The organism is Actinoplanes sp. 13 (assembly GCF_056134165.1).
The window spans coordinates 78,614-103,673 of sequence record NZ_JBVYOQ010000030.1; the positions used below are offsets into that span (position 1 = coordinate 78,614).

Here is a 25,060-nt window from a genome sequence, read left to right on the forward strand (position 1 = left end):
GGGAAGCCTAGGGGGTGTGCGACAGCATCCGCTGGTCTGGTCCATACCTGTCATGTTTCTGCTCGTTCTGCTCGCCATGCCGTTCAACGAGGCCTTCTACGTGCAGCTCGTCAACTACGATCCGCAGGGCGACGGCCAGCAGTGGGAGTGGAACCACACCACCCAAGTGTTCCGGCACACCTCGGGCATCCTGCTCGGCCAGTTGCTGTCGCTGGTCGTGGGCGTCGCGCTGGCCCGCCGCCATCCGGGCCGCGCCGCGGTCAAGCTGGCGATCCCGCTCAGCGTGGTGCTCGGCGTCATCGGCCTCACCGTGGCGCAGCTCCTCGGCGGCGAGCCGGCGGCGGTCTACGACTTCACCCTGCCGTGGGCAGTGATCGCGGCGGAACTGGTCGCCTATCCTCTCGCAGCAACGTTCGGCGCCGGGCTCGGTACTCTCCTGGTCCACCGGGAAGTCCCGCGCCGCTTCGTGATGGTCGCCGCCGTCCTCGCCGCCGGGCTGTGGCTGATCATGACGGTGGCCGGGCTGACGGAGTACGGCATGTACGCCCCGGTCTGGCTGCTCGTCGCCCTCCCCCCGCTCGCCGCCGCGGCGGCCATCAGCGGGTCAGCCCTCTCACTCGACGAGTGGGAGGACTCGGTGCTCCCCCAAGGCGACTGGGGCCACGCGGCGTCGATCGCGCTTCTCGCCGGCCTGACCGCCTGGTGCGTCGCACTCCACCTGCTCCAGCGCGTCTCCTCACGCACGCGCACGCGTGCGCTCGGGTCCTAGGCTGCCGGCATGGCGCGCGGGGATCTCGGTCCGGTCAGCGCTGCCAGACTGCTGCGCGCCGAGCTACGGCGCGCCCGGGAAAGGGCAAACCTGACGCAGTCGGAGCTCGCGAAATCAATGGACTGGAATGTCTCCAAAGTAACGCGCATCGAGCGCGGCGAGGTCGGCGTCACCAATGTGGACCTTCGCGCGCTCTGCAAGACCTTGGCTGTGGGACCGCTGGCCACCGATGAGCTGGTGCGGCGGAACCGCATCGCGCGGCGGCGCGGATGGTGGCATGACCTGACCGCTGACTTCTCGCCGTCGTACATCACATTGATCAGCCTCGAGTCCGAAGCTGTTCGTCTCCTCGAATACACGGGCAACGTCGTGCCCGGCCTCCTCCAGACACGCGCTTACGCCGAAGCGTTCTTCGCCGGTGCGAAACACATTCCCGCCGACCAAGCGGCGCGCAGCGTCGACCTGCGCATGCGACGGCAACAGGAGTTGCTGCGCTCCGGCGACCCACCGAACCTCACCGTCCTCGTGGACGAGGCTGTTCTCCACCGGCCGGCGGGCACGCCCACCAACATGGCGGAGCAGATCAGAGTCATCGCCGAGATGAGCCGGCGCTCCTTCGTCGAACTGCGTGTCCTCCCCTTCGAAGCGGCGCTGAACGCTGAGTCGAACTTCACGCTCGTCGAGAATCGCAACCTCGGCACGACGGCCTACCTCGAGGGCTTCACCGACGACATCGTCGACGACAACAGGGGCGTCGAGTTTCTCCAGCAACACTTCGCACGGCTTTGGGGCGCAGCGCTGGACGAGGCGCGGACGGGCCAGCTGCTGAGTCGTGTCGCCGCGTTCTACGAATCCGGCCGCAACCCCCGGCCCTGGCTGTGGGACTGAGCTCAGCGTAATTCCAGCCAGGGCGGTTCGCCGGGCGTCTCCAGCGACCCGGTCCCGCGCACGGCGGCCCTCAGACTGTCCCGCGCATCGCCGCCCAAACCCGCGTCCCACAACCGGGACATGGCCCGCCACCAGGTTGCCGGATCGGCGTCCGGCGGGCTCAGCCCATCGATCGTCAGCGGTTCGCGGGCGAGCAGCACAGCCAGGATCACCAGGTTGGCCGTGAACGCGGCACACGCGGTCACCACATCGGGCGGTGCCGGCTGATAGGCGGCGTACCGGCCGAACGCCCGGGACCTCGCCCGCGCCAGGAGCGACCGGACCGCCCGCACCATGTCCTGTTGCTCGACATCCGGCAGATCGCCGGCCAGACTGCGGCCGAAGTGCAGGATCGGCCGACGCAGCGTGAACGGCTGGTACGAGAGCAGAGCGCGCAGAAGGCTGTCGTCCGGCGCGTCGTGGACCGACGGATCGGACTCGTGCATCCGGTACGCCCGGGCGTATCCCCCGAGCAGCAGTAACGCTCGCTCGGCGATCAGGAACTCGCCGAACGTGGCATGCAGGAACTCGTACGTGCGCCGGGCATGGTCGGTGTGCTCGTCGACGCGGGCGACGTGCACGAAAAAGAACCCGGCGACCGTACGGTGTGCCTGCCCGGCCACCGCGTCGAACTCAGAGGTGTCCAGGTGCGGGCGGCCGAGGAACACTTCGAGGTCGCGTTCCAGATCCTGTTCGAGCACGTGCTGCCGTTGGCGGTTGAACATGCCGAACGCTGCGATGCTCAACCGCCAGCGCAGGTCTCCGGCCGCCCGGGCGATCTGCTCGGGTGCCGGCGGCCGGTCCGGCTTGTCGGCCACCTGGCGATGGATGAAGTGCCCGAGGAGCGTGCGATAGAGGTCGGCCGTGGAGAGCACCTCGCCGCGGGTGAGCCGCGCGGCGGACGGGTCGGCGTGATAGACGGCGAGCAGGGTCAGCAGCAGCGGTTGCCGGGCGAGGTCGCCGTGCCGCAGCGCGGCCGCCGTGGTGAACGCGCGAAAACCGCGATTGCGGGTGTTGGCCCGGTTCCAGGCCGCGAGCCAGAGGCCGATCTGCTCGTCGGAGAAGTCCTCCAGCTTGACGACGACCGAGCCGTCCGGGATCTGCGCCCGGTCGACCACTATCGTCCGCGAGGTGACGACGACCGCGACCGACCGGCCCAGCGCCAGCTCCTGCTCCTGGAAGCCGGCCACCTCGTCGAGGTATCCGGTCTGAACGGTGCCGGTCGCCTGAACGAGCTCGTCGAAGCCGTCCAGCACGACCACCCGGGTGAGATCCCCGCACTCGTCGGCCAGCCGTCCCCATGACACCTGTTCGTGCAGCGTGTCTCGCAGCGCCGTCTCCAGCTGGGTCAGCAGGCGGTCGCCCGCGCCGACCCGCCGCAGCTGGACCGCGACCACGGCGTACTGCCCGACTGGCAGGCGGGCCGCGAGGATGTCGGCCAGCAGTGACTTCCCGGCACCGGGATGCCCGAGGACTACGAGCGGACGGCGGGCGGCGTCCGGGTGCGCGAGATGGGCGGCGAGGACGCGATCGAGTCCGTCGCGCACCGGCCGATCGCTCCACCACTGCTCCTGCGAGAGCCGGGCAGCGATTTCCGGCGCGGCAACGGCGGTCCGGAACCGTGGTGTCACGAACCCCTCGGCAACCGTGGGGAAGGTGACTCCCCGCGGCAGGCCGGACGACCGCAGCAGCGGCTTGTCCAGGACCGCGGCCGCGGCACGGGCCAGTTTGGCGCGCAGCGAGTCCCGATGTGCCGGTATCGCCGGGCCGTGCGCCGCCAGGACATCGTGCAGCTGGCCCATCGCCGCCGAGGCGCCGTCCAGCACCTCCAGCAGCCGGGCGTTGTGCCGCCGCAACGCGGTGCGGGTCGCCGCGTGCTCGCCGAGCGACGCCCAGACGAGGAATTCCGGGGCGTCCGTGGCCAGCCGCAGGTACGCGTCCCGGTACGACGCACGCCACCGGCCGGTGACCCGCACGACGATCGCCGCTGAGTCGAATCGGTGACCGTCCCAGGCCTGCAACCCCTCGAAGAAGGCTATCGCGGCGCCGGCCAGCTCGGACACGCGCGGTTCGAGCGCGCCCGCCAGATTCTCCTCGAATCCGGCCGCCGGGCCGGGCAGCGGGAGGTCGGCGGCGGCCAGCTGCGCTGTCCACGCGCTCTGAGTGATGATCACGCCCGGCGCGGAGGCGAGCTGCAACTTCTCCCGGTCGGTGACCTCCAGCGCCGCGAAAGACGGGCCGACCTCGGCGTGCAAGGCATCGAAGAGGGCCGACAGCACGACCGTGGTGTGCGCCGCAGCCACCAACTCGTGCCGGTCGTGGCCGTGGGTACCCCGGATCCGGGCGGTCGCGGCCCCGGTGAGTTCGCGCAGCAGCCGCCCCGCTTCCTGCTTGCCGTCGACCAGCCCGAGAGCGCCGGGCACGGCGATCGCGCCGAGCAGAATGCCCGCGCCGGCCACCCGGTCCAGCACCTCGATCGCTACGGGCGAGTGCCTCCCGAGCAGCGACAGCGCGCCCTCATAGGTCAACGGCGATGCTTTGGCCACAGGGGCACCGTACGTCGTCACCGCCCCTGGAGGGGGCGCGAGCCGGTCAGCCGCGCGGCCAGACCGTCCACGAACATCGTGAGCGCGAACTCGAAGCTGTCGCGATCCACCGCTTCCGCGTGTTCCCGCAACCGGTGCGCGTCGCCCAGCGCCGGATAACGATCCAGATAGACCTGGGCGTCATCGGAGAACCCTCGCGAGAACGACCCCATCGCCGCCCCCACCACCAGGTACTTCGTCGACGCCCCGATCATCGTCGCCTCCCGGGCCGGCCAACCGGCCGCCACCAGGCCGCCGTGCACCGCGTCCGCCCGGCGCAGCGACGCGTCGCGCTGGCCCGGGCCGTGTGCGAGGAAGGGCACGATGTTCGGGTGTGCGGCCAGCGCCGCGCGGTACGACCGGGCCCAGCCGAGCAGCCCGTCCCGCCACCCGGCCGCGAACCCGCTCACGTCAACCCGCTCGATGATCTCGCTGGCCACGTCGTCGAGCAGCTGCTCCTTGGTCGGGTAGTGGAAGTACAGCGCCGGCGCGCTCACCCCGAGCGCCGCGGCAAGCTTGCGCATGGTCAGCCCGTCCAGGCCGTCGCGGTCGATTATCTCGAGCGCGGCCGCCCGGATCCCGGCCTGGCTCAGCAACGGCGTCGAGGGCCGAGGCATCAGCGAACTCCCATGCTTGGCTTGTCTAACGCTGTTAAGTTAGCATCCGCAGAGAAACCTGACAGCGTTCAGTTTACGACCGGGGGAGCCCCCATGGACCTCAGCCTCACCGAGGAGCAGGAGCAGTTCCAGGCCCTCGCCCGCGAGTGGGTGGACCGCGAGGTCGTCCCGCACGCGACCGAGTGGGACCGCGCCGAACAGGTCGACCCGAAGATCGTGGGGAAGCTCGCCGATCTGGGCTTCCTCGGTCTCGGCATCGCCGAGGATCTCGGCGGCTCGGGCGGCGACTTCCTCTCCTACGCGCTGATGATGGAGGAGCTGGGCCGCGGCGACACCTCGGTGCGCGGCATCGTCTCGGTCTCCCTGGGCCTGGTCGCCAAGAGCGTTCAGGCCTACGGCTCCGATGATCAGAAACAGCAGTGGCTGCCGGGCATGTGCGCCGGCGAGACGCTCGGCTGCTTCGCGCTGACCGAGCCGGGCACCGGCTCCGACGCGGCCTCGCTGACCACCCGGGCAGTACGCGACGGGGGCGACTGGGTGATCACCGGGGAGAAGATCTTCATCACCAACGGGACCTGGGCGAAGGTGGCGCTGGTCTTCGCGCGGACCGGCGGGCCCGGCCCGAAAGGGATCACCGCGTTCCTGGTGCCGACCGACGCCGCCGGCTTCGGCCGGCGAGAGATCAAGGGGAAGCTGGGCCTGCGTGGCCAGGCGACGGCCGAGATCGTTCTCGACGGGGTACGCGTCAGCGACGCGAACCGCCTGGGTGACGAGGGCTCCGGGTTCCGGATCGCGATGTCCGCCCTGGACAAGGGGCGCATCGCCGTCGCCGCCGGCTCGGTCGGCCTGGCCCGCGGCTGCCTCGAGGCCGCCGTCGCGTACGCGAAGGACCGCACCCAGTTCGGCAAGCCGATCGCCGGCTTCCAGCTGGTGCAGGAGATGATCGCGGACATCGCGGTGGAGACCGACGCCGCCCGCCTGCTCGTCTGGCGCGCCGCCGACCTGGTCGACCGCGGCCGGCCGTTCGGCACCGAGGCCTCGATGGCCAAGCTCTTCGCCACCGAGGCCGCCGTGAAGGCCGCAAACCAGGCGATCCAGATCTTCGGAGGGTACGGCTACGTCGACGAGTTCCCGGTCGGCAAGGCCATGCGCGACGCCCGCGTCACGACCCTGTACGAGGGCACCAGCCAGATCCAGAAACTGCTCATCGGCCGAGCGCTGACCGGGATCAGCGCGTTCTGAGGGAGAGTCCACATGAGTCGAGTCGCCGTCGTGACCGGCGCCGCACGGGGCATCGGCGCCGCCACCGCGCTGCAGTTCGCCGGTGAGGGGGCCGCGGTCGCCGTGCTCGATCTCGACGAGTCGGCGTGCGCCGGCGTCGTCGAGCAGATCAGGTCGGCCGGTGGCACCGCCGTCGCCCTCGGCTGCGACGTCGCGGACGAGGCGCAGGTCGACGCCGTGATCGACAAGGTCGCCGCCGAGCTGGGCGGGGTGGACGTGCTGGTCAACAACGCCGGTGTGCTCCGCGACAACCTGCTGCACAAGATGTCCGGCGCGGACTGGGACATCGTGATGAACGTGCACCTGCGCGGCGCGTTCCTGTGCAGCCGGGCCGCACAGCGGCACATGGTCCCCCGGCGCTCCGGCAAGATCGTGAACACCTCCAGCGTGTCCGCGCTCGGCAACCGCGGGCAGGCCAACTACGCCGCCGCCAAGGCCGGGATCCAGGGCTTCACGCGTACGCTCGCGATGGAGCTGGGACCGTTCGGCATCAACGTGAACGCGGTGGCGCCCGGCTTCATCGTCACCGAGATGACCGACGCGACCGCCGCCCGGGTCGGGATCTCCGCCGAGGAGATGCAGGCCAAGGCGGCTGAGATCACCCCGCTGCGGCGGGTGGGCCGGCCCGAGGACGTCGCCCGGGTGGTCGCTTTCCTGGCCAGTGACGCCGCCTCCTTCGTCACCGGCCAGACCCTGTACGTCGACGGCGGCCGCCGTCTCTGAGAGGAAACCTGATGCGTCGCACCGTCTTCAACGAAGACCACGAAGCCTTCCGGCAGACCCTGCGCGAGTTCATCGCCTCCGAGGTCGTCCCCTACTACGACCAGTGGTTCGCGGCCGGCGAGGTGCCCCGCGACTTCTACAAGCAGCTCGGTGAGCTGGGCCTGTTCGGCATCGAGGTGCCCGAGGAGTACGGCGGCGCCGGTATCGACAGCTTCAAGTTCGCCGCCGTGCAGACCGAGGAGACCACCCGGGCGGCGGTCTCGTTCGGGGCGTCCGGGGCGCATGTCGCGCTGTGCCTGCCGTACATCCTGCAGCTGGCGACCGAGGAGCAGAAGCAGCGCTGGCTGCCGTCGTTCGTCTCCGGCGACATGATGTTCGCGATCGCCATGACGGAGCCGGGCACCGGCAGCGACCTGGCCGGCATGAGCACCACCGCCAAGCTGTCCGAAGACGGCACCCATTACGTGCTCAACGGCGCCAAGACCTTCATCACCGGCGGCGTGCACGCCGACCGGGTGATCGTCTGCGCCCGCACGTCGCCGCCCAAGCAGGACGACCGCCGGTACGGCATCTCGCTGCTCGTGGTCGACACCAAGCTGCCGGGTTACTCGGTCGGCCGCAAGCTGGACAAGCTGGGCCTGCGCACCTCGGACACCGCCGAGCTGGCGTTCGTCGACGTCAAGGTGCCGGTGGAGGACCTGCTGGGCGAGGAGAACAAGGGCTTCTCGTACCTCGGTAAGAACCTCCCCAAGGAGCGTCTGAGCATCGCCTACGGGGCGTACGCCCAGGCCGCCGCCGCGGTGCGGTTCGCCAAGGAGTACGTGCAGGAGCGCAAGGTGTTCGGCCAGACCGTGGCCTCGTTCCAGAACACCAAGTTCGAGCTGGCCGCCTGCCAGGCCGAGGTGGACGCCGCCCAGGCCGTCGCAGACCGCGCCCTGGAGGCGCTGGACGGCGGTGAGCTCACCGCCGCCGAGGCCGCGTCCGCCAAGCTGTTCTGCACCGAGGTGGCGCACCGCGTCATCGACCGGTGCCTGCAGTTGCACGGCGGGTACGGCTTCATCAACGAGTACCCGATCGCCCGCCTCTACGCCGACAACCGGGTCAACCGGATCTACGGCGGCACCTCCGAGGTGATGAAAATGATCATCGCCAAGGACATGGGCCTCTGACCCACTGTGTGAAGTTCGGGTGCGCTGCGCGCCCGAACTTCACACACGAGCGCGGCACGCATGAGTGTGTGAAGTTGCGGTGCGTTACGCACCTGAACTTCACACGGTCCGGGTCCAGCCGAGGGCCGGGCCGAGGTGGGTGGCCATGTCGGTGAGGATCTGCACGTAGTCCTCGTGTTCGAAGGTGAACGGCAACGCGAACGCCACCTCCTCCACCTCCCGGAACGCGGCGTGCGCCGCGAGCCGTTCGGCGATCTCCGCGGACGTGCCCACGATGTCCGGTGCGAACATCATCCGGGCCGGTCCCTGCGGCGACAGCGTCCGCGGCAGGCGCTTCTCCGCGTAGGCCCGGTACTTCGCGACCTGCGCGGGCGACGCCGAGTCGGTCGGGATCACCACGAGGCCCTGCGAGACCCGGCCCCGCGGATGCTCGGCACGGAACGCCCGGATGTGGGACAACTGCACGTCCTCGAAACTGCCGGCCGGCTCCTCCGCCTTCACCACGCTGCTGGTCAGGAAGTTCATCCCGTGCGCGCCGGCCCACTGCGCCGACCGCAGGCTGGCGCCGCCGTACCACATCCGGGAGGCCAGGCCCGGCGAGTACGGCTGCACCCGGTCGGAGAACTCCTCGAACCCGACCGTGCCCCGGAACCCGGTGACCGGCTCGCCCCGGACACAGGCGAGCAGCCGCTCGACCCGCGCATAGCTGAAGTCCGGCGACGCGTCCGGATAGAGCGCGTCCCGGACGTGCTCATAGTGCATCGGCGGCCCCACGCTGATCCCCGGGTTGAGCCGGCCGCCGCAGAGGATGTCCACGGTCGCCAGGTCCTCGGCGAGACGGAGCGGGTTCTCCCAGCCCAACGGGGTCACCGCCGTGCCCAGCTCGATCCGGGAGGTGCGCTGGCCGGCCGCCGCGAGCACCGCGACCGGCGACGAGATGCCGAACTGCAGATGCCGGTGCCGCAGCCAGGCGCTGTCGAAACCGAGCCGCTCCCCCAGCGAGATGATCTCCAGGGTGGCCTCGTGCCCGCGGCGCGGGTCCGCCTCGTCGAACAGGCCGATCGTGAGAAAGCCCAGCTTGCGCAGCATGAGACGAACCCTAGCCAGGAATTGTTACGGGACCACCAGGACCGGGGTGCCCGCCCCGATCTCGTCGAGCAGCACGCGCTGGGCGCTCGCCGGCATCCGCACGCAACCGTTCGACACGTTCCGGCCGAACGCGCCCCGGTCCGACCACGCGTGGATCGCGGTGTGCGCGCCACGCAGGCTGGCCGGCAGAGTCTCCTTGTCCTCCGGGACCGTGCTGAGGACCAGGGCGTTCAATCCCGCGTACACCGAGCCGCTGGTTCTGGTCTGCCCCATCACGAACTGCCGGCCGGGCGGTGTCGGGGTCTGCTCGGTGCCGACCGCGACCGTCCAGTCCCGCTGCTCCTCGCCGTTGCGCAGCCAGGTCAGGCGCCGCTCGCTGAGGTCGACGACGAGATGGTCGACGAGCGGCTCCGGGTCCCAGCCCTTCTCCGGCACCCAGCCGATCCGCCGGTTCGCCGAGGGCGCCAGCACCGCGGCCCAGCCGTCCCGCCGGGCCACGATCGGCGCCACCACGGGCAGCCCGCTGATCCGCGGCGGCAGGAACGCCCGCGGCCGGCCACCCGGCGCGTCGTAGAGTGCCACCCGCTCCGCCGGGCGGAACGCCTCGGTCGGCACGGTCGGCGACTGCGCCCCCGGGTCCGCCGGCAGGCCACGCGGCCCTTTCGCATAGGTGATCTCCGGCAGGTTGCCGGGCGGCGGCACGGCACGCGGGGGCGGCGCGGCACTGCTCGCCACGGGCGCCGGCGAGGACGCGGCCGGGCTCACCCAATCGGCGGCGCCGGGGTCGTCCGGCCCGATGCCGCGCGCCAGGCCCACCGCGGCGCCGGAGGCCACCAGCACGGCGGCCACGGCCGCGATCACATAGGCCCGGGTCCGGGACGGATCAGTCACAGCGTCGCTCGGCACCCGCGGAGGGTAACGGGCGCCGCATCGGGCGACATGAGCATCGTTCGCCCCCTGGTCAACAGCCGTGCCGATGACCGCGGGCCACCCGCCGTCCGCCGGCGGGCCGACGCGGCTCCCACGGCACACCGCACCTGCGGCCCGGCGCCCACGCCGCCGCCGCTGCGGCGCGTCACGAACTGCGACGTCGCGGGCAGCACCACACCGGCGCGGACCCGCGGCGCCGCCGCCTGGCGCAGCAGCTCACGGCGCACCTCGTCGAGCAGCTCCGGCAGCGGCAGCCCGAGCGCCCGGCAGATCGCCGCCAGCACCTCGGACGACGCCTCCTTGGTGCCGCGCTCCACCTCCGACAGGTACGGCAGGGAGACCCCGGCCGTGTCCGCGACATCCCGCAGCGTCCGGCCCTGATGCTGGCGAACCCGCCGCAGGACGGCCCCGATCACCCGGCGCAACAGTGGCATGCCAGCCTCCCCAAGAGTCCAAGCCCGGAGGCCATCATCGCCCGTGCTGGCCCGACACGCCCAACCGGTGTACCGTTGGCGGCACCGGATCCCGGACGCAGGCGCTTCCCGCCTCCCGCTGATCCCCTTTCCACCAGCCGTCCACCGGCTTCTCCGCATCAGCATCTCCGCACCAGCATCTCCGCACCCGTGCACGGCTGACCACCTGCCGTCGACGCCGGTGCGCACGTCCACACCCCAGGAGTCCTTCCGTGACCGATGTCGTCACCCGCACCACCAAGAAGCCCCATCCCGCATCCACCGCGACCGTCGCCGTCGACGCCCTGCTGGACGTGGCCGACGACCGCGCCTGGCTGCGGCCCGTCGCCGCCGCCGACGGCGGCTGTCTGCCGCACCGCGACGATCTTCCGGTCGCGCTCGCCGAACTCCGCCGCCTGCACCTGCGCCGCGGCGACCACGTCACCGGCCTGGCCGAGGTCGCCGGCACCCGCCCGGCCCGCCTCCAGGTGGCCACCGTCAACGGCCGCAAGCCCGGGCCGCGCGGCGACTTCTACCAGCTGACCCCGGTGCACCCGCACGAACGGCTCCGCCTGGCGACCGAGCCCGGCCTGCTCGCCACCCGGGTCATCGACCTGATGATGCCGATCGGCAAGGGTCAGCGGGCGCTGATCGTCGCCCCGCCGAAAGCCGGCAAGACCACGATCCTGAAGCAGATCGCCCAGGCGATCGGCCGCAACCACCCCGAGTGCCACCTGATGACCGTGCTGGTCGACGAACGCCCCGAAGAGGTGACCGACATGCGGCGCACCGTCGGCGGCGAGGTCGTCGCGGCCACCTTCGACCGGCCGCCGGCCGAGCACACCGCGCTCGCCGAGCTCGCCGTCGAGCGCGCCAAGCGCCTGGCCGAACAGGGCGCCGACGTGGTGCTGCTGCTCGACTCGATCACCCGGCTGGGCCGGGCCTACAACCTGATCGCGCCGGCCCGCGGGCGGACCCTCTCCGGCGGACTGGACTCCACCGCCCTGTACCCGCCGAAGCGCCTGCTCGGCGCGGCCCGCGCGCTGGAGAACGGCGGCTCGCTCACCGTCATCGCGACCGCGCTCGTGGAGAACGGCTCCCAGATGGACACGCTGATCTTCGAGGAGCTCAAGGGCACCGGCAACGCCGAGCTGAAGCTGGACCGGTCGCTCGCCGAGGCGCGCGTCTTCCCGGCCATCGACGTGGCATCCACCGGCACCCGGCACGACGAGGCGCTGCTGTCCCCCGGCGAGCTGGCCGTCGTCGCTCAGGTGCGGCGGGCGCTCTCCGGCCAGGACCGGCGCGAGAGCATGGCCCAGCTGCTCAAGCAGCTGCGCACGACCCCGGACAACAGCGCTTTCCTGCGCCGGACGGCGACTTCGATGTCGTACGCCTGAGAAGTGCCCTTCAGAGGCCCTGCCGGCGGGCGATCTGCTCGACCGCCTCCTTGGCCTCCGCCAGGCCCACGCCGGTCTCCTCGCGGTACGCCTTGATCGCCGCTATCTTGTTGCCCTGCCGCAGGTGCTGCAGCACGGCGGGCCGGTCGTCCGGCTGCTCCTCGATCTCCAGGCGCCGCATCACCGCGTCCAGCTTGCGCTCGATGGCGGCCAGCCGCGCGTTGATCCGGGCCTGTTCCCGGGCGCGCGTGCCGCTGAACACCATCAGGAAACCGATCGCCACGATCAGGAAGAGCACTCCGGTCAGACCGTCCATGCCGTCATGGAAACACATCCGCGCATCGACCGGCCGTGGTGTCGGGCGGCGGCGCACGGCAGCGCCGATAGGCTGGCGGGATGGCGGACGAGGCCGTGGTCCGGGAACTGCTCGCCGCGATCCCGGCGGGCTGCACCTGGTTGCTGCCGGTGCACGGGCCGGACGGCGCGGTGGCCGACTACCGCGTCGCCGCGACCAGCGACAAGATCCGCGACATCTACGGCCGCGGCGCCGGGCGGGTCGGCGGCCGGCTCAGCGCGCTCTATCCGTCCATGGTGGGCGGCCCGCTCTGGACGCTGTACGGCGAGGTGCTGCGCACCGGCGAACCCGGCCGGCTGGACGAGTTCCGCTACGCGGAGCGGCGTCCCGGGGTGGTCGCCGACGCCCGCTTCGAGGTGACCGTGCACCGGGTGCTCGGCGGGCTGCTGGTCTGGTGGCAGCGCAGCGACGAATATCAGCGCCGTCTCGAACACACCGAGGTGCTGGGCAGTCTCGGCTGGTCGGAGTTGAGCCTGGCGGACGGTGTCGTGGACTGGTCGCCGGGGATGTACCGGATCTTCGAACGGGAGCCGCGGCTCGGCCCGCTGTCCCGCACCGAGCAGGCGCGGGCCATGCTCGCCGAGGACCGGGGTCTCGCCGAGACCGCGTGGCAGACCCTGGACAGCGGCGCCACCTCCGACGTCACGGTGCGCTTCCGCATCGGCGAAAGGATCAAGCACCTGCGCATCCTCTCCGACGTGGCCCGGGACGCCGAGGGCCGGCCCGTCAAGGTCTACGGCGTGGTGCAGGACGTGACGTCGCGGATCGACTCGCGGACCGAGATCGAGCTGCTCAGCGACAAGCTGCGCACCCGGGAGATGACCGCCCTGGCCGAGCATCGTCTCGCCGGGCAGCTGCAGCGGATGATCCAGCCGGTGCCCACCGCGCCGTTCCCGCTGGCCGGCCTGGAAGCGATGGTCAGCTACCTGCCCGCGGAGAGCACCGTCCAGGTGGGCGGCGACTGGTACCACGCGCAGACCCTCCCCGACGGTTCGGTGGTGCTGGCCCTCGGCGACGTGGCCGGCCATGGCCTGGACGCCGCCAGCGGCATGGCCCACCTCCGGTTCGCGCTGGTCGCGTGGCTGTCGATCGGCATCCGTGAGCCCGGTGAGCTGCTCGGCCACCTGAACCGGCTCTGCGTCCAGCTCGCCGTCACCGGCACCGCGGTGATCGCCGTGCACGACCCCGCGACCGGGCTGCTCTCCTGGTCCCGGGCGGGTCACCCGGCCCCGCTGCTGGGCCGCGACGGCGCCTGCACCGAGCTGAAGCGCCCGCCCGGCCTGCTGCTCGGCGCGGGGCCGGACGAGTCGTACCCGGTGGCCGTCACCCGTCTCGACCCCGGCGACCTGGTCCTGTTCTACACCGACGGGCTGACCGAACGCCGCACCGGCGAGCCGGCCCGGGCCGCGGAGGTGCGCTCGCACGTGGCCGCGGTGTCCGCCGACGCCGGACCAGGGTCGCTGTCCCGTCTGCACCGGCTGCTGCACGCCCCCAGCCCGCACGACGACACCTGCACGCTGACGGTCCGGGTGGTCCCGCCGGTCAGAGATTGAGGCAGATGCGGACCAGCGTCCCGCCGGGGACCGCTGTGGTGTAGACGGCGTCGCAGATGCGCTCCACGATGGCCAGGCCACGGCCGCGGATCGCCTCGGCGGCCGGCATCGCCCGCCCGAACGGCCGGTCCGGCCCGCCGTCCACGATGTCGCAGACCAGGCGGCCGTTCTCGGCCCAGACGCGGATGTGACCGCCGCCCGTGGTGTGCTGCAAAGTGTTGGTGGTCAGCTCGCTGACCGCGAGCGTGAGCACGTCGACGCGCCCCTGTGACAGGCCGAGCGCCAGCGCCCGCTCGGTCACGAAGGCCCGCACCGCCCGCAGGTCGTCGGGCTCCGAGTACGACATCGCGTCGCCCCCGGGCGCCCCGTTCGGCGTGCGGTCCTGGGCGGGGAACCCTCCGGTGGCCTCAGGCATGGCGGTGCCCGTCGGCCGGGGCCCGCAGGAGCACGTCGAGGCCGGTGAGCTCGAGCACGAGGGCGACCGGCCCGGTCGCGTTGACCACATAGACCCGGGCGTCCCGGCGTTTGGCGGCGTGATGGGCGGTCACCAGGCTGTGCACCCCGCTGGAGTCGAGGAAGGTGAGGCTCGTCAGATCGACGAAGACCGCCGTCGCCCGCTCGAGGGCGTCGAGCAGGATGGCGGTGAGATGCTCGCGGGCGGACAGGTCGCACTCCCCGGCGAGGGTCACGGTGATCCGCCCGGGTTCGGCGGACGTCCGCGCCTCGAAGTTCGCCATCGACTGCCGCGCCTTTCGCTCAGGTGACAGTCTGCCCGGCCCATCATGTCATCCGGTCGCCCGGAGCGCCGCCACCCACTGCGTCGACCAGTGCGCCGAGCGCGTCGGCCGGCCGTGTCCATCCGGGCCGGAGCCGGCCTCCCGGCTCTGTCATGTAGACGTCCCGCCGGATCTCCACCATCAGCGAGGCGACCGCGGTCTCGGTGCCCCAGTAGCGCAGCGGCACGTAACACCCGGCGAACGGGCTGTTCAGCCCCACCTCGCCGAGGCCCGCGAACGCGGCCCGCGCCGCGCCGGCCAGCGCACCGGGCGTGTGCACCCGATCGGTGCCCAGGCAGATCGGCGGCCGTGGCCCGTCGCCGTGCAACTCGTAGGGCAGGCGCACCGCCGGGTAGGAGTGGACGTCCACGATCACCGCCCGGCCGGTGGCCGCGAGCCGCGCCGCCACCAGGTCGGTCATCGCCGCCGCGTACGGCTCGAAGTGCTCTTTCAGCAGGGCCGCGTCCCGCCCCGGGTCGTCGGCGCGCAGCCGCCGCCCGGCATGACCTCGCGTGTAGACCGGGCCCATCCCGGCGGCGAGCATCTCCTCGCTCTCGTCCGGCAGGCGCTCCGGGTCGACGACCAGCCGGGACAACCTGTTGACGAACATCCACGGCCGCCGCCCCGCCACCTCGGCGGCGCGGGCCGCCAGGACGTCGGTCCACGCGTCGGTCAGGTGGTCCAGCTCCTCGGCGAGCGCCGCCGGGCCGAGGAGCAGACCGGACTCCACCACCACCCGCGACGAGTGCGGCACGTGCAGGATCACCGGCGACCCGGCGTCGCCGGTGATCACGTCGATCATCACGTCCGGGACGCTACGCCCCGGGAGGTTCAGGAGGCCAGCGCCGAGCAGCAGGTGTCGATGATCAGGCGGGTCACCACGTACGGGTCGCAGTTCGCGTTCGGCCGCCGGTCCTCGATGTACCCCTTGCCGTCCTTCTCCACCTGCCACGGGATCCGCACCGAGGCACCCCGGTCCGAAACCCCGTAGCTGTACTCGGTCCACGGCGCCGTCTCGTGCAGCCCGGTCAGGCGGTGCTCGATGTCCGCCCCGTAGCCCTCGACGTGCTCCTGGCGCTTCTTGCCGAGTGCCTCGCACGCCGTGATGATCGCGTCGTACCCGGACCGCATCGCGTTCGTCGAGAAGTTGGTGTGCGCGCCGGCGCCGTTCCAGTCGCCCTTCACCGGCTTCGGGTCCAGGGTGGCGGAGATGCCGTAGTCCTCGGCGATGCGGTACAGCAGCCAGCGGGCCACCCACAGCTCGTCGGCGACCTGCGGCGCGGCGACCGGCCCGATCTGGAACTCCCACTGCCCCGGCATGACCTCGGCGTTGATGCCGGACAGGTGCAGGCCGGCCTCCAGGCAGGCGTCCATGTGCGCCTCGACGATCTCCCGGCCGAAGACCTCGTCCGCGCCGACACCGCAGTAGTAGCCACCCTGCGGGGCGGGGAAGCCGCCGCCGACCGGGAAGCCGAGCGGGCGGCCGTCCTTGAAGAAGGTGTACTCCTGCTCGATACCGAAGATCGGCTCCTGGTCGCCGTACGTGGCGGCGGTCTCCGCGCAGGCGGCGCGGGTGTTGGTCGGGTGCGGGGTGCCGTCGATCAGCAGCACCTCGCAGAGCACGATGATGTTGTCGCCCCCGCGCAGCGGGTCGGGACAGGTGAACACCGGCTGAAGCACACAGTCCGACTTGTCGCCGGGCGCCTGGTTGGTGCTGGAGCCGTCGAAGCCCCAGATCGGCGGCTCGGCCGCGTCGGCCAGGATCCTGGTCTTGGAGCGGAGCTTGGCGGTGGGCTGGGTGCCGTCGATCCACAGGTATTCGGCCTTGACAGCCATGTATGTCTCCTCGAGCGCCGGTGCGGGGTGAAAGGGCGCCGAGAGGCTAACCAGCGAAGATCAAATCCACGTTTCCGATCCCGCACTCCGGACGGGTGATCCCGGTAACGCGGCGGGCACTTCAGCAACCGGACCGTACGGCCGATGAAACAACCGTGAGCGCGGACGAGTCGTTCGCCCGCTCGCCGGGCGGCCGGGAACTGGGTTACCTGGCGCTCCAGGCCGGCCGGCTGGTGCAGGCCGCGGTGGAGAGCGTCGCCGCCGGGACCGGGATGCCGGCGTCCGACCTGCTGGCGCTCTACGTCCTCGGCGAGCACGGCGGCCTGACCGGCAGCGCGCTGGCCCGGATGCTGTCCCTCCAGCAGTCCTCGATCACCCCCCTCGCCGACCGCCTGCAAGCGGCCGGCCTGATCGAACGGTCCCGCGACGGCGCCGACCGGCGGCGGGTCTGGCTCTGCCCGACCGCCCGGGGCGAGAAGGTGTGCGGCGAGGCCACCGCCCTGGCCCGCGACGCGCTGCGGGACGCGTTCGCCCCGCTCTCCCGCGGCTCGGCGACGGCCCTGGCCGCGCTGCTGGGTGACGTCGTCGAACCGTGGCTGGCCGAGATCACCGGTCCGGCCGGCCGGGCCGAGCTCACCAGAGACGACCCTGCCTGAGCAGCGCCTCCCAGGCGGCCGCCACGTGCGGCTGGTGCCGCATCACCGTCCGGCAGGCCAGGTAGATCGTGTTGATCGGCGGGTCGGGCGTCGGCCGTACCTCCACCAGCGTCCCGGCGGCCAGATCCCCGGCGACCAGATATCGCGGCAGCACAGTGACCCCGATCCCCGCCCGGGCGGCCGCCCGCAATCCGCGCAGATCCGGCACGACGAGCACCGCGGACCGCGCGACCGGTGCGCCGAGCACGTGCCGCCACCACCGCCGGACGATCGGCAGCTCCTCCGCATAGGCCAGCAGCGGCGCCTCCGCGAGCACCGGCACGTCCAGCCCCGGCGCCGCCACCAGCAGGAACTCCTCGTCGCACAACGGCTCGGCCACCAGGCCGGACCGCCGCGGCCGGACCGCGCTGACCACCAGGTCCAGCCGGCCCGCGGTCAGCTCGGCCAGCAGGTCGTCGGCCAGCCCGAGCCGAACCCGCACCGTCACGCCACCGGCGATGGTCTCCGCCAGCGCCGGCAGCACCCGTGCCGTCATCAGCTCGGCCGGCCCACCCAGATGCAGCGTCCGCCCCGGCGTGGACCCGAGCCCGGCGGCCACCGCGGCCAGCGCGTCCAGCGGCCCGTCCAGGCGCCGGGCCAGGTCGTCGGCCGCCGCCGTCGGGGTCACGCCGCGTGCTCCGCGCACGAACAACGGCTGTCCGATCCGCTCTTCCAGCGCCCGCAGCTGTGCGGTGACTGTCGGCTGGGACAGGCGCAGCACCTCCGCGGCCCGGGTCAGGGTGCCGGCCCGGTGCACGGCGAGGAAGGTCTGCAGCAGGTCCAGCGACACCATCCCATCAGTATCCCGATGGCTGACCCCGGGGATTCCTGTTGGTCGCCGGGGTACCGGGCGGACCATCATCGGGACATGACCAACAAGATCCTGATCGCTCTCTCCAGCCACAGCGACCTCGGCGGCGTCCGCGGCACCGGCTACTACCTGCCGGAGGCCGCCCACCCGTGGAAGGTGTTCACCGACGCCGGCTACACCGTGGACCTGGTCAGCATCGCCGGCGGCGAGCCCCCGGTCGACGGCGCCGACCTGGACGACCCGGTGCAGCGCGCGTTCCTCGACCTGCCTGCGGTCAAACAGACCCGGCGGTTCGCCGACGTCGACCCGGCCGGCTACGACGCGGTGCTCTTCGCCGGCGGCCACGGCGCCATGTTCGACTTCCCCGGCGACGCGGACCTCGCCGCCTTCACCCGTGACCTGTACGAGCGGGGCGGCGTCGTCGCGGCGGTCTGCCACGGCCCGGCCGCGCTGGTCGGCGTCACGCTCGCCGACGGCAGCCCGCTGGTCGCCGGCAAGCGGGTGGCCGGCTTCACCAACAGTGAGGAGGCCGCGGTCGGCCTCACCGAGGTGGTGCCGTTCCTGCTGCAGAACCGGCTGGAGGAACTCGGCGCGCAGCATTCCGGTGCCGGCGACTGGCAGCCGCACGTGGTCACCGACGGGCGGCTGGTCACCGGTCAGAACCCGGCGTCGTCGACAGCGGTGGCCGAGGCGGTGCTGGAGACCCTGAAGAGCTGACCGCGCGGCCCTTGCCGACGGGGCGCCGACGCACGACGATCAGGGCAGGATGTGAGGAGGCTCACCGTGCCCAGCGAGAAGGTGCCCAGCGAGAAGGTGCCCAGCCAGAAGATCGTCGTGGGTTTCGACGGCTCTCCGGACGCACGTAAGGCCGCCCGCTGGGCCCTGGACGAGGCCCGGCGCACGGGCGCGCCGGTCGAGCTGCTCTACGCGTACGAGTGGCCCAGCTACGTTCCGGCGGCGGCGATGATGCCCGCGGCCGCGGTCTACCCCGACGCGGAGACCGACGACGCGGTCGGGGACATGCTCGGCAAGGCGATCGCGGCGGCCGGCGAGACGCACCCCTGCGTCCGGGTCCGGGCCCGGGTGGAACACGGGACCGCGGCGGTGGCGCTGACCCAGCGGGGCGCGGACGCCGGCCTGCTCGTGGTGGGCGGTCCGCGCCACTCCGCGGTCCGCAACCTGCTCGGCTCCACCAGCGCCTCGGTCAGCGCGCACGCCCGCTGTCCGGTCGTGGTGGTTCGCGGCGAGCCCCGGACGACCGACCCGGTCGTCGCCGGCGTCAGCGACTCGCCGACCGCGGACCGGGTGCTGGGCTTCGCGTTCCAGCAGGCGGCGGAGCGCGGCGTCGGGCTGCGCGCGGTGCACGGTTGGCCGCTCCCGGACGGCGGCCGTGACCTGCTGTCGGACGCGAACCTGGCGGCCGTCGCCGCGGAACGCCGCCGGCTGGACGGCATCGTCGAGTGCTGGCGCCGCCGCTTCCCGCACGTGCCGGTCTCCACCGAGGTCCTGGTCGGCCAGCCCGGCGAGGTCCTCGCCGAGGCGGCCGCCGGCGCCCAGCTGGTGGTCGCCGGCGCCCGGGTCCGCCGGGCGCTGCAGCTGACGCTGCGCCCGTCGATCGGCCGCCACCTGCTGCACCGGGCGCGGTGCAGCATCGCCCTGGTGCACGGCGGGCCGACGCCTCCGTCACCGAACCCACCCAGGTAGCCGGCGAGCTGCGCGAGGTGGTGCGGCGTTTCCGCGTCTGACGGCGCGGTGAGTCGCGCTGGTTCAGTGGCCGGCCGGGGCGAGACGCTCGACGCTGCGCAGCAGCGCGGCCGGGTCGACCGGCTTGACGAGGTAATCCTCCGCACCGACCATGCGCACCAGGTCCATCTCGGACTTCGTGCCGCGGCTGCTGATCAGGATCACCGGGATGTGCGCGGTCTGCGGCGACGAGTGCAGCTGATAGCAGAGCCCCAGGCCGTCGAGGCCGGGCATGGACATGTCGAGGATCACCAGCTGTGGGTGCTCGGTGACGGCGAGCGCCATCGCGGCATGCCCGTTGTCGGTCACGATCGTGCGGTACCCGGCCGCCTGGAGCTCCTCGGTGAGCATCTCGCGCACCTGCTCGTCATTTTCCGCGATGATCACAGTGGGCGGCTGAAGCGCCGCGTGCCAGTCCTCGGCCGGCCAGGACAGCACGCCCCCGGTGGCGTCACTGAACTTGATGGCGGTGGTCGAGGTCTGCGACATGTCGGCTCCTTCGGTGGCGCGGACCCGTATCGATCGGACACTTCACCGCCGACTGAAGACCGCGTCCGGTGCAGTCCGGGTGCAGAACTCCCGGCATGGTTAGGTTAGGGTTGCCTAAACAAGTGCGGGAGGCGAAACCGTGACCCAGACCGTCGTGCCCACCACCGAGGCGCCGCCGTTCCGGTTCTTCCCGGTCGAGGTGGCCCGGGTGACCCGGCTGAGCCCCCATTTCGTGCGGATGACCTTCACCGGCGATGACCTCGACCGGTTCGCCGACAACGGATGGGACCAGCGGATCAAGCTGATCCCGCCGCTGCCGGGCTCCGGCCACGACCACCTGCCGGTCACCCCCGACTGGTACGCGCAGTGGCGTGACCTGCCCGAGCACCGGCGCAACCCGATCCGGACCTACACCGTCCGCCGGGTCCGCGCGGGGGTGCGCGAGGTCGACGTCGACATGGTGCTGCACGGGGTCGACGGACCGGCGTCGCGCTGGGCCGTCGCCGCCGCCCCCGGCTCGACCGCCGTCCTGCTCGGCCCGAACGCCGACTTCACCGGCCCGGTCGGCGGCATCGACTTCCACCCGCCGGCTGACACCCGCCGCATCCTGCTCGGCGGCGACGAGACCGCCGTCCCGGCGATCGCCGCGATCCTGGAGCGGCTGCCCGCCGACGCGACCGGCGAGGCGCTGCTCGAGGTCCCCGAGGGCGCCGATGTCCTCCACCTCACCGCGCCCGCCGGTTTCCGGGTGACCTGGCTGGCCCGTGACGGCGCCCCGCACGGCACCCACCTCGTCCCCGCCGTCGAGGCCGCGGCCGCCCGCCTGCTCGGCGATTGCACCACCCCGGTGACCCAGGTCCTCGAGGACGTGAACGTCGACGAGGACATCCTGTGGGAGGTCCCCGAGGAGACCGCCACCAGCATCAACGGTTTCTACGCCTGGCTCGCCGGCGAGGCCGCCGTGATCAAGACGCTGCGCCGCCACCTGGTCTCCGGCTGCGGCGTGGACCGTCGCGCCGTCGCTTTCATGGGCTACTGGCGCCTCGGCAAAGCCGAAGGCTGACCCCCGCCCGACCCGGCCCCGGCCGGCTGTCAGGGCTGTCCCGCGGGCTCGGGGCAGCCCCGGGATCCGGGGTGGGAAGCCAGGGCGGCTGTCCGCCGTTGCATCTGGCGTGGAACCGCGAATCGTCTCCTGTACAGCCTGCGGCAAGCGCAACCGCGTCCCGGCGAAGGCCACCGGCACCCCCTCCTGCGGTGCCTGCCGCGCCGCGCTCCCGTGGATCACCGACGCCGACGACCGGACGTTCGCCGCGATCGCCGACGAGTCGTCCACACCGGTCCTGGTCGACCTCTGGGCCCCGTGGTGCATGCCGTGCCGCCTGGTCGGCCCCGCCCTGGAGCAGGTGGCCCGGGACCTGGCCGGCAAGGTGAAGCTGGTGAAGGTCAACGTCGACGTCGCGCCGGGGCTGCACCGCCGGTTCGCGGTCCAGGCGGTGCCCACCCTGCTGCTGATGCGCGACGGCCAGGTCATCGCCCGGCAGGCCGGCGCCGCCCCGTCCGCGGTGCTCCGCCGCTGGGTCGAGCAGGGCCTGACGCAGTCCGTCTGACCCGCCGGCACCCTGCCGCCGCCGACAGGCCCCGACGCCACCCTGCCGCCGCCCACGGGCCCCGCCTGCGCCCTGCCGCCGCCGACAGGCCCCGGCGCCACCCTGCCGCCGCCCACGGGCCCCGCCTGCGCCCTGTCGCCGCCGACGGGCCCGGCGTCGCCGTGCCGGGTGAGCGCCGTCGCTGCCCGTCTGACCGTTTTCCTCGCCGCGGTGCCGGGAGACCTTCGCCATAGCGCCCGCCTGAGCTGCGGATACAGCCGAAACGTGCGACGCGGCAGTGGTGTCGGCGGTGCAAGAATCACCGGCTCAGATCACCAGGAACGTCCGCGAGGGCGTACGGGGAAGGCAGCCGGCATGACCATCTATGGACGATCCGCGCGACTCTTACGCCGCTACGGACCGTGGACGCTTGTGGTCACCGCCGCCACGGTCGCCGCCGCTTTCGGGGTCAACCGGTCGCTGCCGCCGGAGTACCGCTCGCAGGCGAGCATCCTGGTCGAGGCGCGGCCCGGCGCCGGCACCACGCCGGTCCCGCCGAGCCTGGCGACCGAACGGGCCGTCCTGTTCTCCGACGCCGTCACGCTGCCGGCGGCCCAGCGGCTCGGGGTGAGCCGGGAGGCGCTGCTGGACGGGCTGGAGGTCGAACCGGTCCCGGGCGCGAACGTGCTCCACCTGGTCTATGCGGCCGGGGAGCGGTTCAGCGCGCGGGTGCGCGCCACCGCGCTCGCCGAGACCTACCTGGCCTATCGCAACGGGGACACCGCCGGGGCCGGCCCGATCGTGGTTCGCGTGATCAGCCCGGCGAGCCTGCCCACCGCGCCCGACACCCGGCCCCTCGCCCCGGACCTGGGCGCCGGGCTGGCCGCCGGCCTGCTGCTGGGGGCCGGGACCGCCCTGATCCGGGCGCGCAGCCGGGGACGGATCCGTGGCCGTGAGGACTTCGAACGGCTGGCCGGCGCCACCGTGCTGGCCACCGTTCCGCCTAGCCGCCGTCACCCGGACCGGACGCCCGTGGTGCTGCACAGTCCCGGATCGGCAGCCGCCGAGTCGTACCGATATCTGCGCTCCCGCCTCCAGCCCGCGCTCCACGCCGACACCGCCACCACGATCCTGGTGACCAGCCCCGGCGACCGGCAGGGGCGTACGACCGTCGCGTCCAACCTGGCCGTCGCCCTCGCCCAGGCCGGCCGGGCCGTCGTGCTGGTCGACGCCGACCTGCGCCGCCCCGTCCTGCACCAGGCGTTCCAAGTTCCCGGCGAGCAGGGCCTGACCACCCTCCTCGACGGCGACGCCACCGTCTCCGAGGTGCTCGAGGACACCGCGGTGCCACGGCTGCGGCTCCTGCCCGCCGGCCACCGCACCGCCGAGCACGTCGACCTGCTGGAGGGCCCGCAGCTGGACCGGGTGCTGCGCGCCGTGCAGAAGCACTGCGACGTCGTGGTCCTCGACGCGGCCGCCGTGCTCAGCGCGTCCGACGCGATCGCGCTGGCCGCGCACAGCGACCAGGTCCTGCTGGTCGGCGACTTCCGGCGGACCAGCAGGATCTCCGTACGCCGGGCGCTGTCCGAGCTGGCCGAGGTGCTCGACGGCAACCTCAGCACGGTGCTGCTCGATCTGCCGAAGAGCGCGGGCGGACTGACGCCCCGGGCCCGCGAGCTCTCCGCCGCGCCTCTGACCCCCGCCTCCCGGCTCTCCCGCAGCGACGAGGACGCCGCACCCCCGGGGATCACCTCGCACACCTACCTCGGCGAGGAGGAGGACGAGCAGCAGACGTACGCCGTGCCGGTCGTCTACGGCTCCCCGATCTCGTCGACCGTCTACAGCTCCGCGTCGGCCGCGGCGGCGCAGGACGAGTCGCCGGTGGCACAGTCCGCCGACGCCCGGCCGGAGGACGACGTCCTGGGGTTCGCCTTCACCGAAGAGGCAACCGCCGAGCCCGAAGAGCCCGCCGAGTCACGGGAGACCGCCGTCGACGACACGAACGTCGAGGCGGAAGCGGCCGAATCACCCCTCGGGGAGGAGACGGACTCCCGATCCGCTGAGAAGGATCGGGAAAGCACCGCGGTCCTGAAGGCTCGCAGCTGACCCGTCGTCCTGTCAGTTCATGGACACCGTCAGACGTTGTGTCGGATTAGCGTCGGTCCTGAAGCGTGAATGAACCGCATCGCAAGGTTGGCCACCGGGGCACGAAGGGCATAGAGGGCAAAACCCCGAACGAGCGCATCCATAGAGAGGTTGAGCGATGACCACGGAGCAGACCACGACCGGCACGTTCTCCGACGAGCTGGGCACCGGCCAGACCGAGACCACCGGCAAGGCGCGGCAGGCGGTCACCGCCGCCCAGGAGAAGGCCAAGGCAGCCGGCGCGACCGTACGACGTAATCCAGCCCCCGTCTCCGCCGTCCTCCTGAGCGTGGCCGGCGCCGTCGCCGCCGCCGTCTACTACTCCCGTCGCCGCGCCGCCAACGCCAGCCCCACCCGCCGCCAGAAGTTGGCTGCCATGCTGCACCGCTGACCCCCCGGTCAGGACGCCACCGCCCACCGCCCGGGCGGTGGCGTCTGCATCTCCCGACGCTGCGTTCCCGGCCCTGAGGCCGGCCTTTCGGGCGGCAATTTCGTGGATCTTTCCACGAACAGCATGTTCCGCCTCCATCTGGCGCACTTCGTCTTGACAGTCCCCTGCCGGTTCGGCATAGAGAGGGGTACGCAGGCCGACTCCAAGGAGGAACGATGCGGATCAGTGACATTCTCCGGGTCAAGGGCGAGCAGGTTGTCACGGTGCCACCGGACACCCCGATGGAGCGGCTCCTGGCCGTCCTGGCCGAACACAGGATCGGCGCCGTCGTCGTCTCGCGGGACGGCACCGTCGTCGAGGGAATCGTCAGCGAGCGGGACATCGTCCGGGCGCTGGCCGCCCGCGGCGCCTCGGTGCTCGCCGAACCGGTGAGCACCATCCAGACCACCCAGGTCCGCACGGTCTCCCCGGACGCCCAGCTGGAGGACGTGGAACGCCTGATGACCGAGCGGCGGTTCCGGCACGTCCCGGTGGTGGTCGACGACGCCCTGCGCGGCGTGGTCAGCATCGGCGACGTGGTGAAGTTCCGCATCGACGAGCTGGAGACCGAACGGACCACGCTCGCCGACTACATAACCGGCGACCGCACCTAACACCGAACCCTGTGTGTGAAGTTGTGGTCGGATTCGCACCTCAACTTCACACACAGGGTTGGCGCCCTGGGGAATGCAGAAAGGCCCA

General features: G+C 72.2%; 27 protein-coding genes. 15 read left to right on the forward strand and 12 right to left on the reverse strand.

From position 1 onward, the window contains the following. Positions 1-52: 52 nt before the first annotated feature. Both AC0NH5_RS36090 and AC0NH5_RS36095 read left to right on the forward strand, forming a co-directional pair. Positions 53-769, forward strand: coding sequence for a hypothetical protein (locus tag AC0NH5_RS36090; protein WP_474411658.1), 717 nt, complete (start codon positions 53-55; stop codon positions 767-769). Between the two features lie 9 nt (positions 770-778). Further along, positions 779-1,657: a helix-turn-helix domain-containing protein gene (locus tag AC0NH5_RS36095; protein WP_474411660.1), complete on the forward strand. Its 879-nt coding sequence runs from the start codon at positions 779-781 to the stop codon at positions 1,655-1,657. A gap of 2 nt (positions 1,658-1,659) precedes the next feature. Here the strand turns inward: AC0NH5_RS36095 and AC0NH5_RS36100 are convergent, their stop codons facing one another. After that, positions 1,660-4,242 carry an NACHT domain-containing protein gene (locus tag AC0NH5_RS36100; RefSeq protein ID WP_474411662.1) on the reverse strand — a complete coding sequence of 861 codons (2,583 nt, stop codon included), beginning with the start codon at positions 4,240-4,242 and terminating at the stop codon, positions 1,660-1,662. 17 nt (positions 4,243-4,259) lie between these two features. Then, the gene (locus tag AC0NH5_RS36105) at positions 4,260-4,898 is read right to left on the reverse strand and encodes a TetR family transcriptional regulator (RefSeq protein WP_474411664.1); all 639 of its coding nucleotides are present in this window, start codon (positions 4,896-4,898) and stop codon (positions 4,260-4,262) included. 93 nt (positions 4,899-4,991) lie between these two features. Between AC0NH5_RS36105 and AC0NH5_RS36110 the strand changes: the two genes are divergently transcribed. From AC0NH5_RS36110 to AC0NH5_RS36120, 3 genes are read left to right on the forward strand one after another with little or no spacing between them, the layout of a single operon-like run. Further along, positions 4,992-6,140 (forward strand): acyl-CoA dehydrogenase family protein, encoded by a 1,149-nt coding sequence (locus tag AC0NH5_RS36110; protein ID WP_474411666.1) that lies wholly within the window; start codon positions 4,992-4,994, stop codon positions 6,138-6,140. Positions 6,141-6,152: 12 nt separating this feature from the next. Beyond that, entirely contained in the window at positions 6,153-6,902 is a 750-nt protein-coding gene (gene fabG, locus AC0NH5_RS36115) for a 3-oxoacyl-ACP reductase FabG (RefSeq protein WP_474411668.1), read from the forward strand. An 11-nt stretch (positions 6,903-6,913) separates the two neighbouring features. After that, positions 6,914-8,071 carry an acyl-CoA dehydrogenase family protein gene (locus AC0NH5_RS36120; protein WP_474411669.1) on the forward strand — a complete coding sequence of 386 codons (1,158 nt, stop codon included), beginning with the start codon at positions 6,914-6,916 and terminating at the stop codon, positions 8,069-8,071. Between the two features lie 99 nt (positions 8,072-8,170). Here the strand turns inward: AC0NH5_RS36120 and AC0NH5_RS36125 are convergent, their stop codons facing one another. The 3 genes from AC0NH5_RS36125 to AC0NH5_RS36135 are packed head-to-tail and all read right to left on the reverse strand — an operon-like array spanning position 8,171 to position 10,524. Beyond that, positions 8,171-9,160, reverse strand: coding sequence for an LLM class flavin-dependent oxidoreductase (locus AC0NH5_RS36125; RefSeq protein ID WP_474411671.1), 990 nt, complete (start codon positions 9,158-9,160; stop codon positions 8,171-8,173). Between the two features lie 24 nt (positions 9,161-9,184). Then, entirely contained in the window at positions 9,185-10,066 is an 882-nt protein-coding gene (locus tag AC0NH5_RS36130; RefSeq protein ID WP_474411673.1) for a L,D-transpeptidase, read from the reverse strand. Further along, complete coding sequence (locus AC0NH5_RS36135; protein ID WP_474411674.1) at positions 10,048-10,524, reverse strand: helix-turn-helix domain-containing protein; 477 nt, start codon at positions 10,522-10,524, stop codon at positions 10,048-10,050. Before AC0NH5_RS36135 ends, AC0NH5_RS36130 begins: the two co-directional genes overlap by 19 nt. Before the next feature lie 251 nt (positions 10,525-10,775). On the opposite strand from AC0NH5_RS36135, the gene rho reads away from it, so the two are divergent. Further along, on the forward strand, positions 10,776-11,939 hold the full coding sequence (gene rho / locus AC0NH5_RS36140) for a transcription termination factor Rho (RefSeq protein WP_474411676.1): 1,164 nt from the start codon (positions 10,776-10,778) through the stop codon (positions 11,937-11,939). A 10-nt stretch (positions 11,940-11,949) separates the two neighbouring features. Here rho and AC0NH5_RS36145 read toward each other — a convergent pair whose 3' ends face one another. After that, positions 11,950-12,255: a ribosomal protein L7/L12 gene (locus AC0NH5_RS36145; RefSeq protein ID WP_474411678.1), complete on the reverse strand. Its 306-nt coding sequence runs from the start codon at positions 12,253-12,255 to the stop codon at positions 11,950-11,952. 80 nt (positions 12,256-12,335) lie between these two features. On the opposite strand from AC0NH5_RS36145, the gene AC0NH5_RS36150 reads away from it, so the two are divergent. Beyond that, positions 12,336-13,847 carry a PP2C family protein-serine/threonine phosphatase gene (locus tag AC0NH5_RS36150; RefSeq protein ID WP_474411679.1) on the forward strand — a complete coding sequence of 504 codons (1,512 nt, stop codon included), beginning with the start codon at positions 12,336-12,338 and terminating at the stop codon, positions 13,845-13,847. On the opposite strand, the gene AC0NH5_RS36155 is transcribed toward AC0NH5_RS36150, so the two are convergent. The 4 genes from AC0NH5_RS36155 to glnII are packed head-to-tail and all read right to left on the reverse strand — an operon-like array spanning position 13,837 to position 16,459. Next, on the reverse strand, positions 13,837-14,262 hold the full coding sequence (locus AC0NH5_RS36155; RefSeq protein WP_474411681.1) for an ATP-binding protein: 426 nt from the start codon (positions 14,260-14,262) through the stop codon (positions 13,837-13,839). The two genes, AC0NH5_RS36150 and AC0NH5_RS36155, sit on opposite strands and share 11 nt — an antisense overlap. Beyond that, positions 14,255-14,584, reverse strand: a complete 330-nt coding sequence (locus tag AC0NH5_RS36160) for an STAS domain-containing protein (protein WP_474411683.1) — start codon at positions 14,582-14,584, stop codon at positions 14,255-14,257. Before AC0NH5_RS36160 ends, AC0NH5_RS36155 begins: the two co-directional genes overlap by 8 nt. A gap of 43 nt (positions 14,585-14,627) precedes the next feature. Next, the gene (locus tag AC0NH5_RS36165) at positions 14,628-15,425 is read right to left on the reverse strand and encodes an N-formylglutamate amidohydrolase (RefSeq protein ID WP_474411709.1); all 798 of its coding nucleotides are present in this window, start codon (positions 15,423-15,425) and stop codon (positions 14,628-14,630) included. 29 nt (positions 15,426-15,454) lie between these two features. Next, complete coding sequence (glnII, locus tag AC0NH5_RS36170) at positions 15,455-16,459, reverse strand: glutamine synthetase (RefSeq protein ID WP_474411685.1); 1,005 nt, start codon at positions 16,457-16,459, stop codon at positions 15,455-15,457. 155 nt (positions 16,460-16,614) lie between these two features. On the opposite strand from glnII, the gene AC0NH5_RS36175 reads away from it, so the two are divergent. Beyond that, positions 16,615-17,115 carry a MarR family winged helix-turn-helix transcriptional regulator gene (locus AC0NH5_RS36175; RefSeq protein ID WP_474411687.1) on the forward strand — a complete coding sequence of 167 codons (501 nt, stop codon included), beginning with the start codon at positions 16,615-16,617 and terminating at the stop codon, positions 17,113-17,115. Here the strand turns inward: AC0NH5_RS36175 and AC0NH5_RS36180 are convergent. Then, a complete protein-coding gene (locus tag AC0NH5_RS36180; protein WP_474411689.1) occupies positions 17,093-17,947 on the reverse strand; it encodes a LysR family transcriptional regulator in 855 nt (284 codons plus the stop codon). The two genes, AC0NH5_RS36175 and AC0NH5_RS36180, sit on opposite strands and share 23 nt — an antisense overlap. 75 nt (positions 17,948-18,022) lie before the next feature. Here AC0NH5_RS36180 and AC0NH5_RS36185 point away from each other — a divergent pair, with 75 nt between their 5' ends. Together AC0NH5_RS36185 and AC0NH5_RS36190 are read left to right on the forward strand one after the other, a co-directional pair. Continuing rightward, the gene (locus AC0NH5_RS36185; protein ID WP_474411691.1) at positions 18,023-18,682 is read left to right on the forward strand and encodes a type 1 glutamine amidotransferase domain-containing protein; all 660 of its coding nucleotides are present in this window, start codon (positions 18,023-18,025) and stop codon (positions 18,680-18,682) included. A 66-nt stretch (positions 18,683-18,748) separates the two neighbouring features. Beyond that, entirely contained in the window at positions 18,749-19,669 is a 921-nt protein-coding gene (locus AC0NH5_RS36190) for a universal stress protein (protein WP_474411693.1), read from the forward strand. Between the two features lie 63 nt (positions 19,670-19,732). On the opposite strand, the gene AC0NH5_RS36195 is transcribed toward AC0NH5_RS36190, so the two are convergent. Then, the gene (locus AC0NH5_RS36195) at positions 19,733-20,197 is read right to left on the reverse strand and encodes a response regulator (protein ID WP_474411695.1); all 465 of its coding nucleotides are present in this window, start codon (positions 20,195-20,197) and stop codon (positions 19,733-19,735) included. Positions 20,198-20,336: 139 nt separating this feature from the next. On the opposite strand from AC0NH5_RS36195, the gene AC0NH5_RS36200 reads away from it, so the two are divergent. The 5 genes from AC0NH5_RS36200 (at position 20,337) to AC0NH5_RS36220 (ending at position 24,972) form a co-directional block, all read left to right on the forward strand. Next, a complete protein-coding gene (locus AC0NH5_RS36200; protein ID WP_474411697.1) occupies positions 20,337-21,260 on the forward strand; it encodes a siderophore-interacting protein in 924 nt (307 codons plus the stop codon). Positions 21,261-21,369: 109 nt separating this feature from the next. Further along, entirely contained in the window at positions 21,370-21,804 is a 435-nt protein-coding gene (trxA, locus tag AC0NH5_RS36205; RefSeq protein WP_474411699.1) for a thioredoxin, read from the forward strand. 354 nt (positions 21,805-22,158) lie between these two features. After that, positions 22,159-23,889 carry a polysaccharide biosynthesis tyrosine autokinase gene (locus AC0NH5_RS36210; RefSeq protein WP_474411701.1) on the forward strand — a complete coding sequence of 577 codons (1,731 nt, stop codon included), beginning with the start codon at positions 22,159-22,161 and terminating at the stop codon, positions 23,887-23,889. Between the two features lie 157 nt (positions 23,890-24,046). After that, a complete protein-coding gene (locus AC0NH5_RS36215) occupies positions 24,047-24,319 on the forward strand; it encodes a hypothetical protein (protein ID WP_474411703.1) in 273 nt (90 codons plus the stop codon). A 215-nt stretch (positions 24,320-24,534) separates the two neighbouring features. Next, positions 24,535-24,972 (forward strand): CBS domain-containing protein, encoded by a 438-nt coding sequence (locus AC0NH5_RS36220; protein WP_474411705.1) that lies wholly within the window; start codon positions 24,535-24,537, stop codon positions 24,970-24,972. Positions 24,973-25,060: the final 88 nt, after the last annotated feature.

What these genes read in the sequence shown, in the direction of transcription:
- AC0NH5_RS36090 (WP_474411658.1), top strand. Translation starts at nt 53, where the DNA reads ATGTTTCTGCTCGTTCTGCTCGCCATGCCGTTCAACGAGGCCTTCTAC.
- AC0NH5_RS36095 (WP_474411660.1), top strand. Translation starts at nt 779, where the DNA reads ATGGCGCGCGGGGATCTCGGTCCGGTCAGCGCTGCCAGACTGCTGCGC.
- AC0NH5_RS36105 (WP_474411664.1), bottom strand. Translation starts at nt 4,898, where the DNA reads ATGCCTCGGCCCTCGACGCCGTTGCTGAGCCAGGCCGGGATCCGGGCG.
- AC0NH5_RS36110 (WP_474411666.1), top strand. Translation starts at nt 4,992, where the DNA reads ATGGACCTCAGCCTCACCGAGGAGCAGGAGCAGTTCCAGGCCCTCGCC.
- fabG (WP_474411668.1), top strand. Translation starts at nt 6,153, where the DNA reads ATGAGTCGAGTCGCCGTCGTGACCGGCGCCGCACGGGGCATCGGCGCC.
- AC0NH5_RS36120 (WP_474411669.1), top strand. Translation starts at nt 6,914, where the DNA reads ATGCGTCGCACCGTCTTCAACGAAGACCACGAAGCCTTCCGGCAGACC.
- AC0NH5_RS36125 (WP_474411671.1), bottom strand. Translation starts at nt 9,160, where the DNA reads ATGCTGCGCAAGCTGGGCTTTCTCACGATCGGCCTGTTCGACGAGGCG.
- AC0NH5_RS36135 (WP_474411674.1), bottom strand. Translation starts at nt 10,524, where the DNA reads ATGCCACTGTTGCGCCGGGTGATCGGGGCCGTCCTGCGGCGGGTTCGC.
- AC0NH5_RS36145 (WP_474411678.1), bottom strand. Translation starts at nt 12,255, where the DNA reads ATGGACGGTCTGACCGGAGTGCTCTTCCTGATCGTGGCGATCGGTTTC.
- AC0NH5_RS36150 (WP_474411679.1), top strand. Translation starts at nt 12,336, where the DNA reads ATGGCGGACGAGGCCGTGGTCCGGGAACTGCTCGCCGCGATCCCGGCG.
- AC0NH5_RS36155 (WP_474411681.1), bottom strand. Translation starts at nt 14,262, where the DNA reads ATGCCTGAGGCCACCGGAGGGTTCCCCGCCCAGGACCGCACGCCGAAC.
- AC0NH5_RS36160 (WP_474411683.1), bottom strand. Translation starts at nt 14,584, where the DNA reads ATGGCGAACTTCGAGGCGCGGACGTCCGCCGAACCCGGGCGGATCACC.
- AC0NH5_RS36165 (WP_474411709.1), bottom strand. Translation starts at nt 15,425, where the DNA reads ATGATCGACGTGATCACCGGCGACGCCGGGTCGCCGGTGATCCTGCAC.
- glnII (WP_474411685.1), bottom strand. Translation starts at nt 16,459, where the DNA reads ATGGCTGTCAAGGCCGAATACCTGTGGATCGACGGCACCCAGCCCACC.
- AC0NH5_RS36180 (WP_474411689.1), bottom strand. Translation starts at nt 17,947, where the DNA reads ATGGTGTCGCTGGACCTGCTGCAGACCTTCCTCGCCGTGCACCGGGCC.
- AC0NH5_RS36185 (WP_474411691.1), top strand. Translation starts at nt 18,023, where the DNA reads ATGACCAACAAGATCCTGATCGCTCTCTCCAGCCACAGCGACCTCGGC.
- AC0NH5_RS36195 (WP_474411695.1), bottom strand. Translation starts at nt 20,197, where the DNA reads ATGTCGCAGACCTCGACCACCGCCATCAAGTTCAGTGACGCCACCGGG.
- AC0NH5_RS36210 (WP_474411701.1), top strand. Translation starts at nt 22,159, where the DNA reads ATGACCATCTATGGACGATCCGCGCGACTCTTACGCCGCTACGGACCG.
- AC0NH5_RS36215 (WP_474411703.1), top strand. Translation starts at nt 24,047, where the DNA reads ATGACCACGGAGCAGACCACGACCGGCACGTTCTCCGACGAGCTGGGC.
- AC0NH5_RS36220 (WP_474411705.1), top strand. Translation starts at nt 24,535, where the DNA reads ATGCGGATCAGTGACATTCTCCGGGTCAAGGGCGAGCAGGTTGTCACG.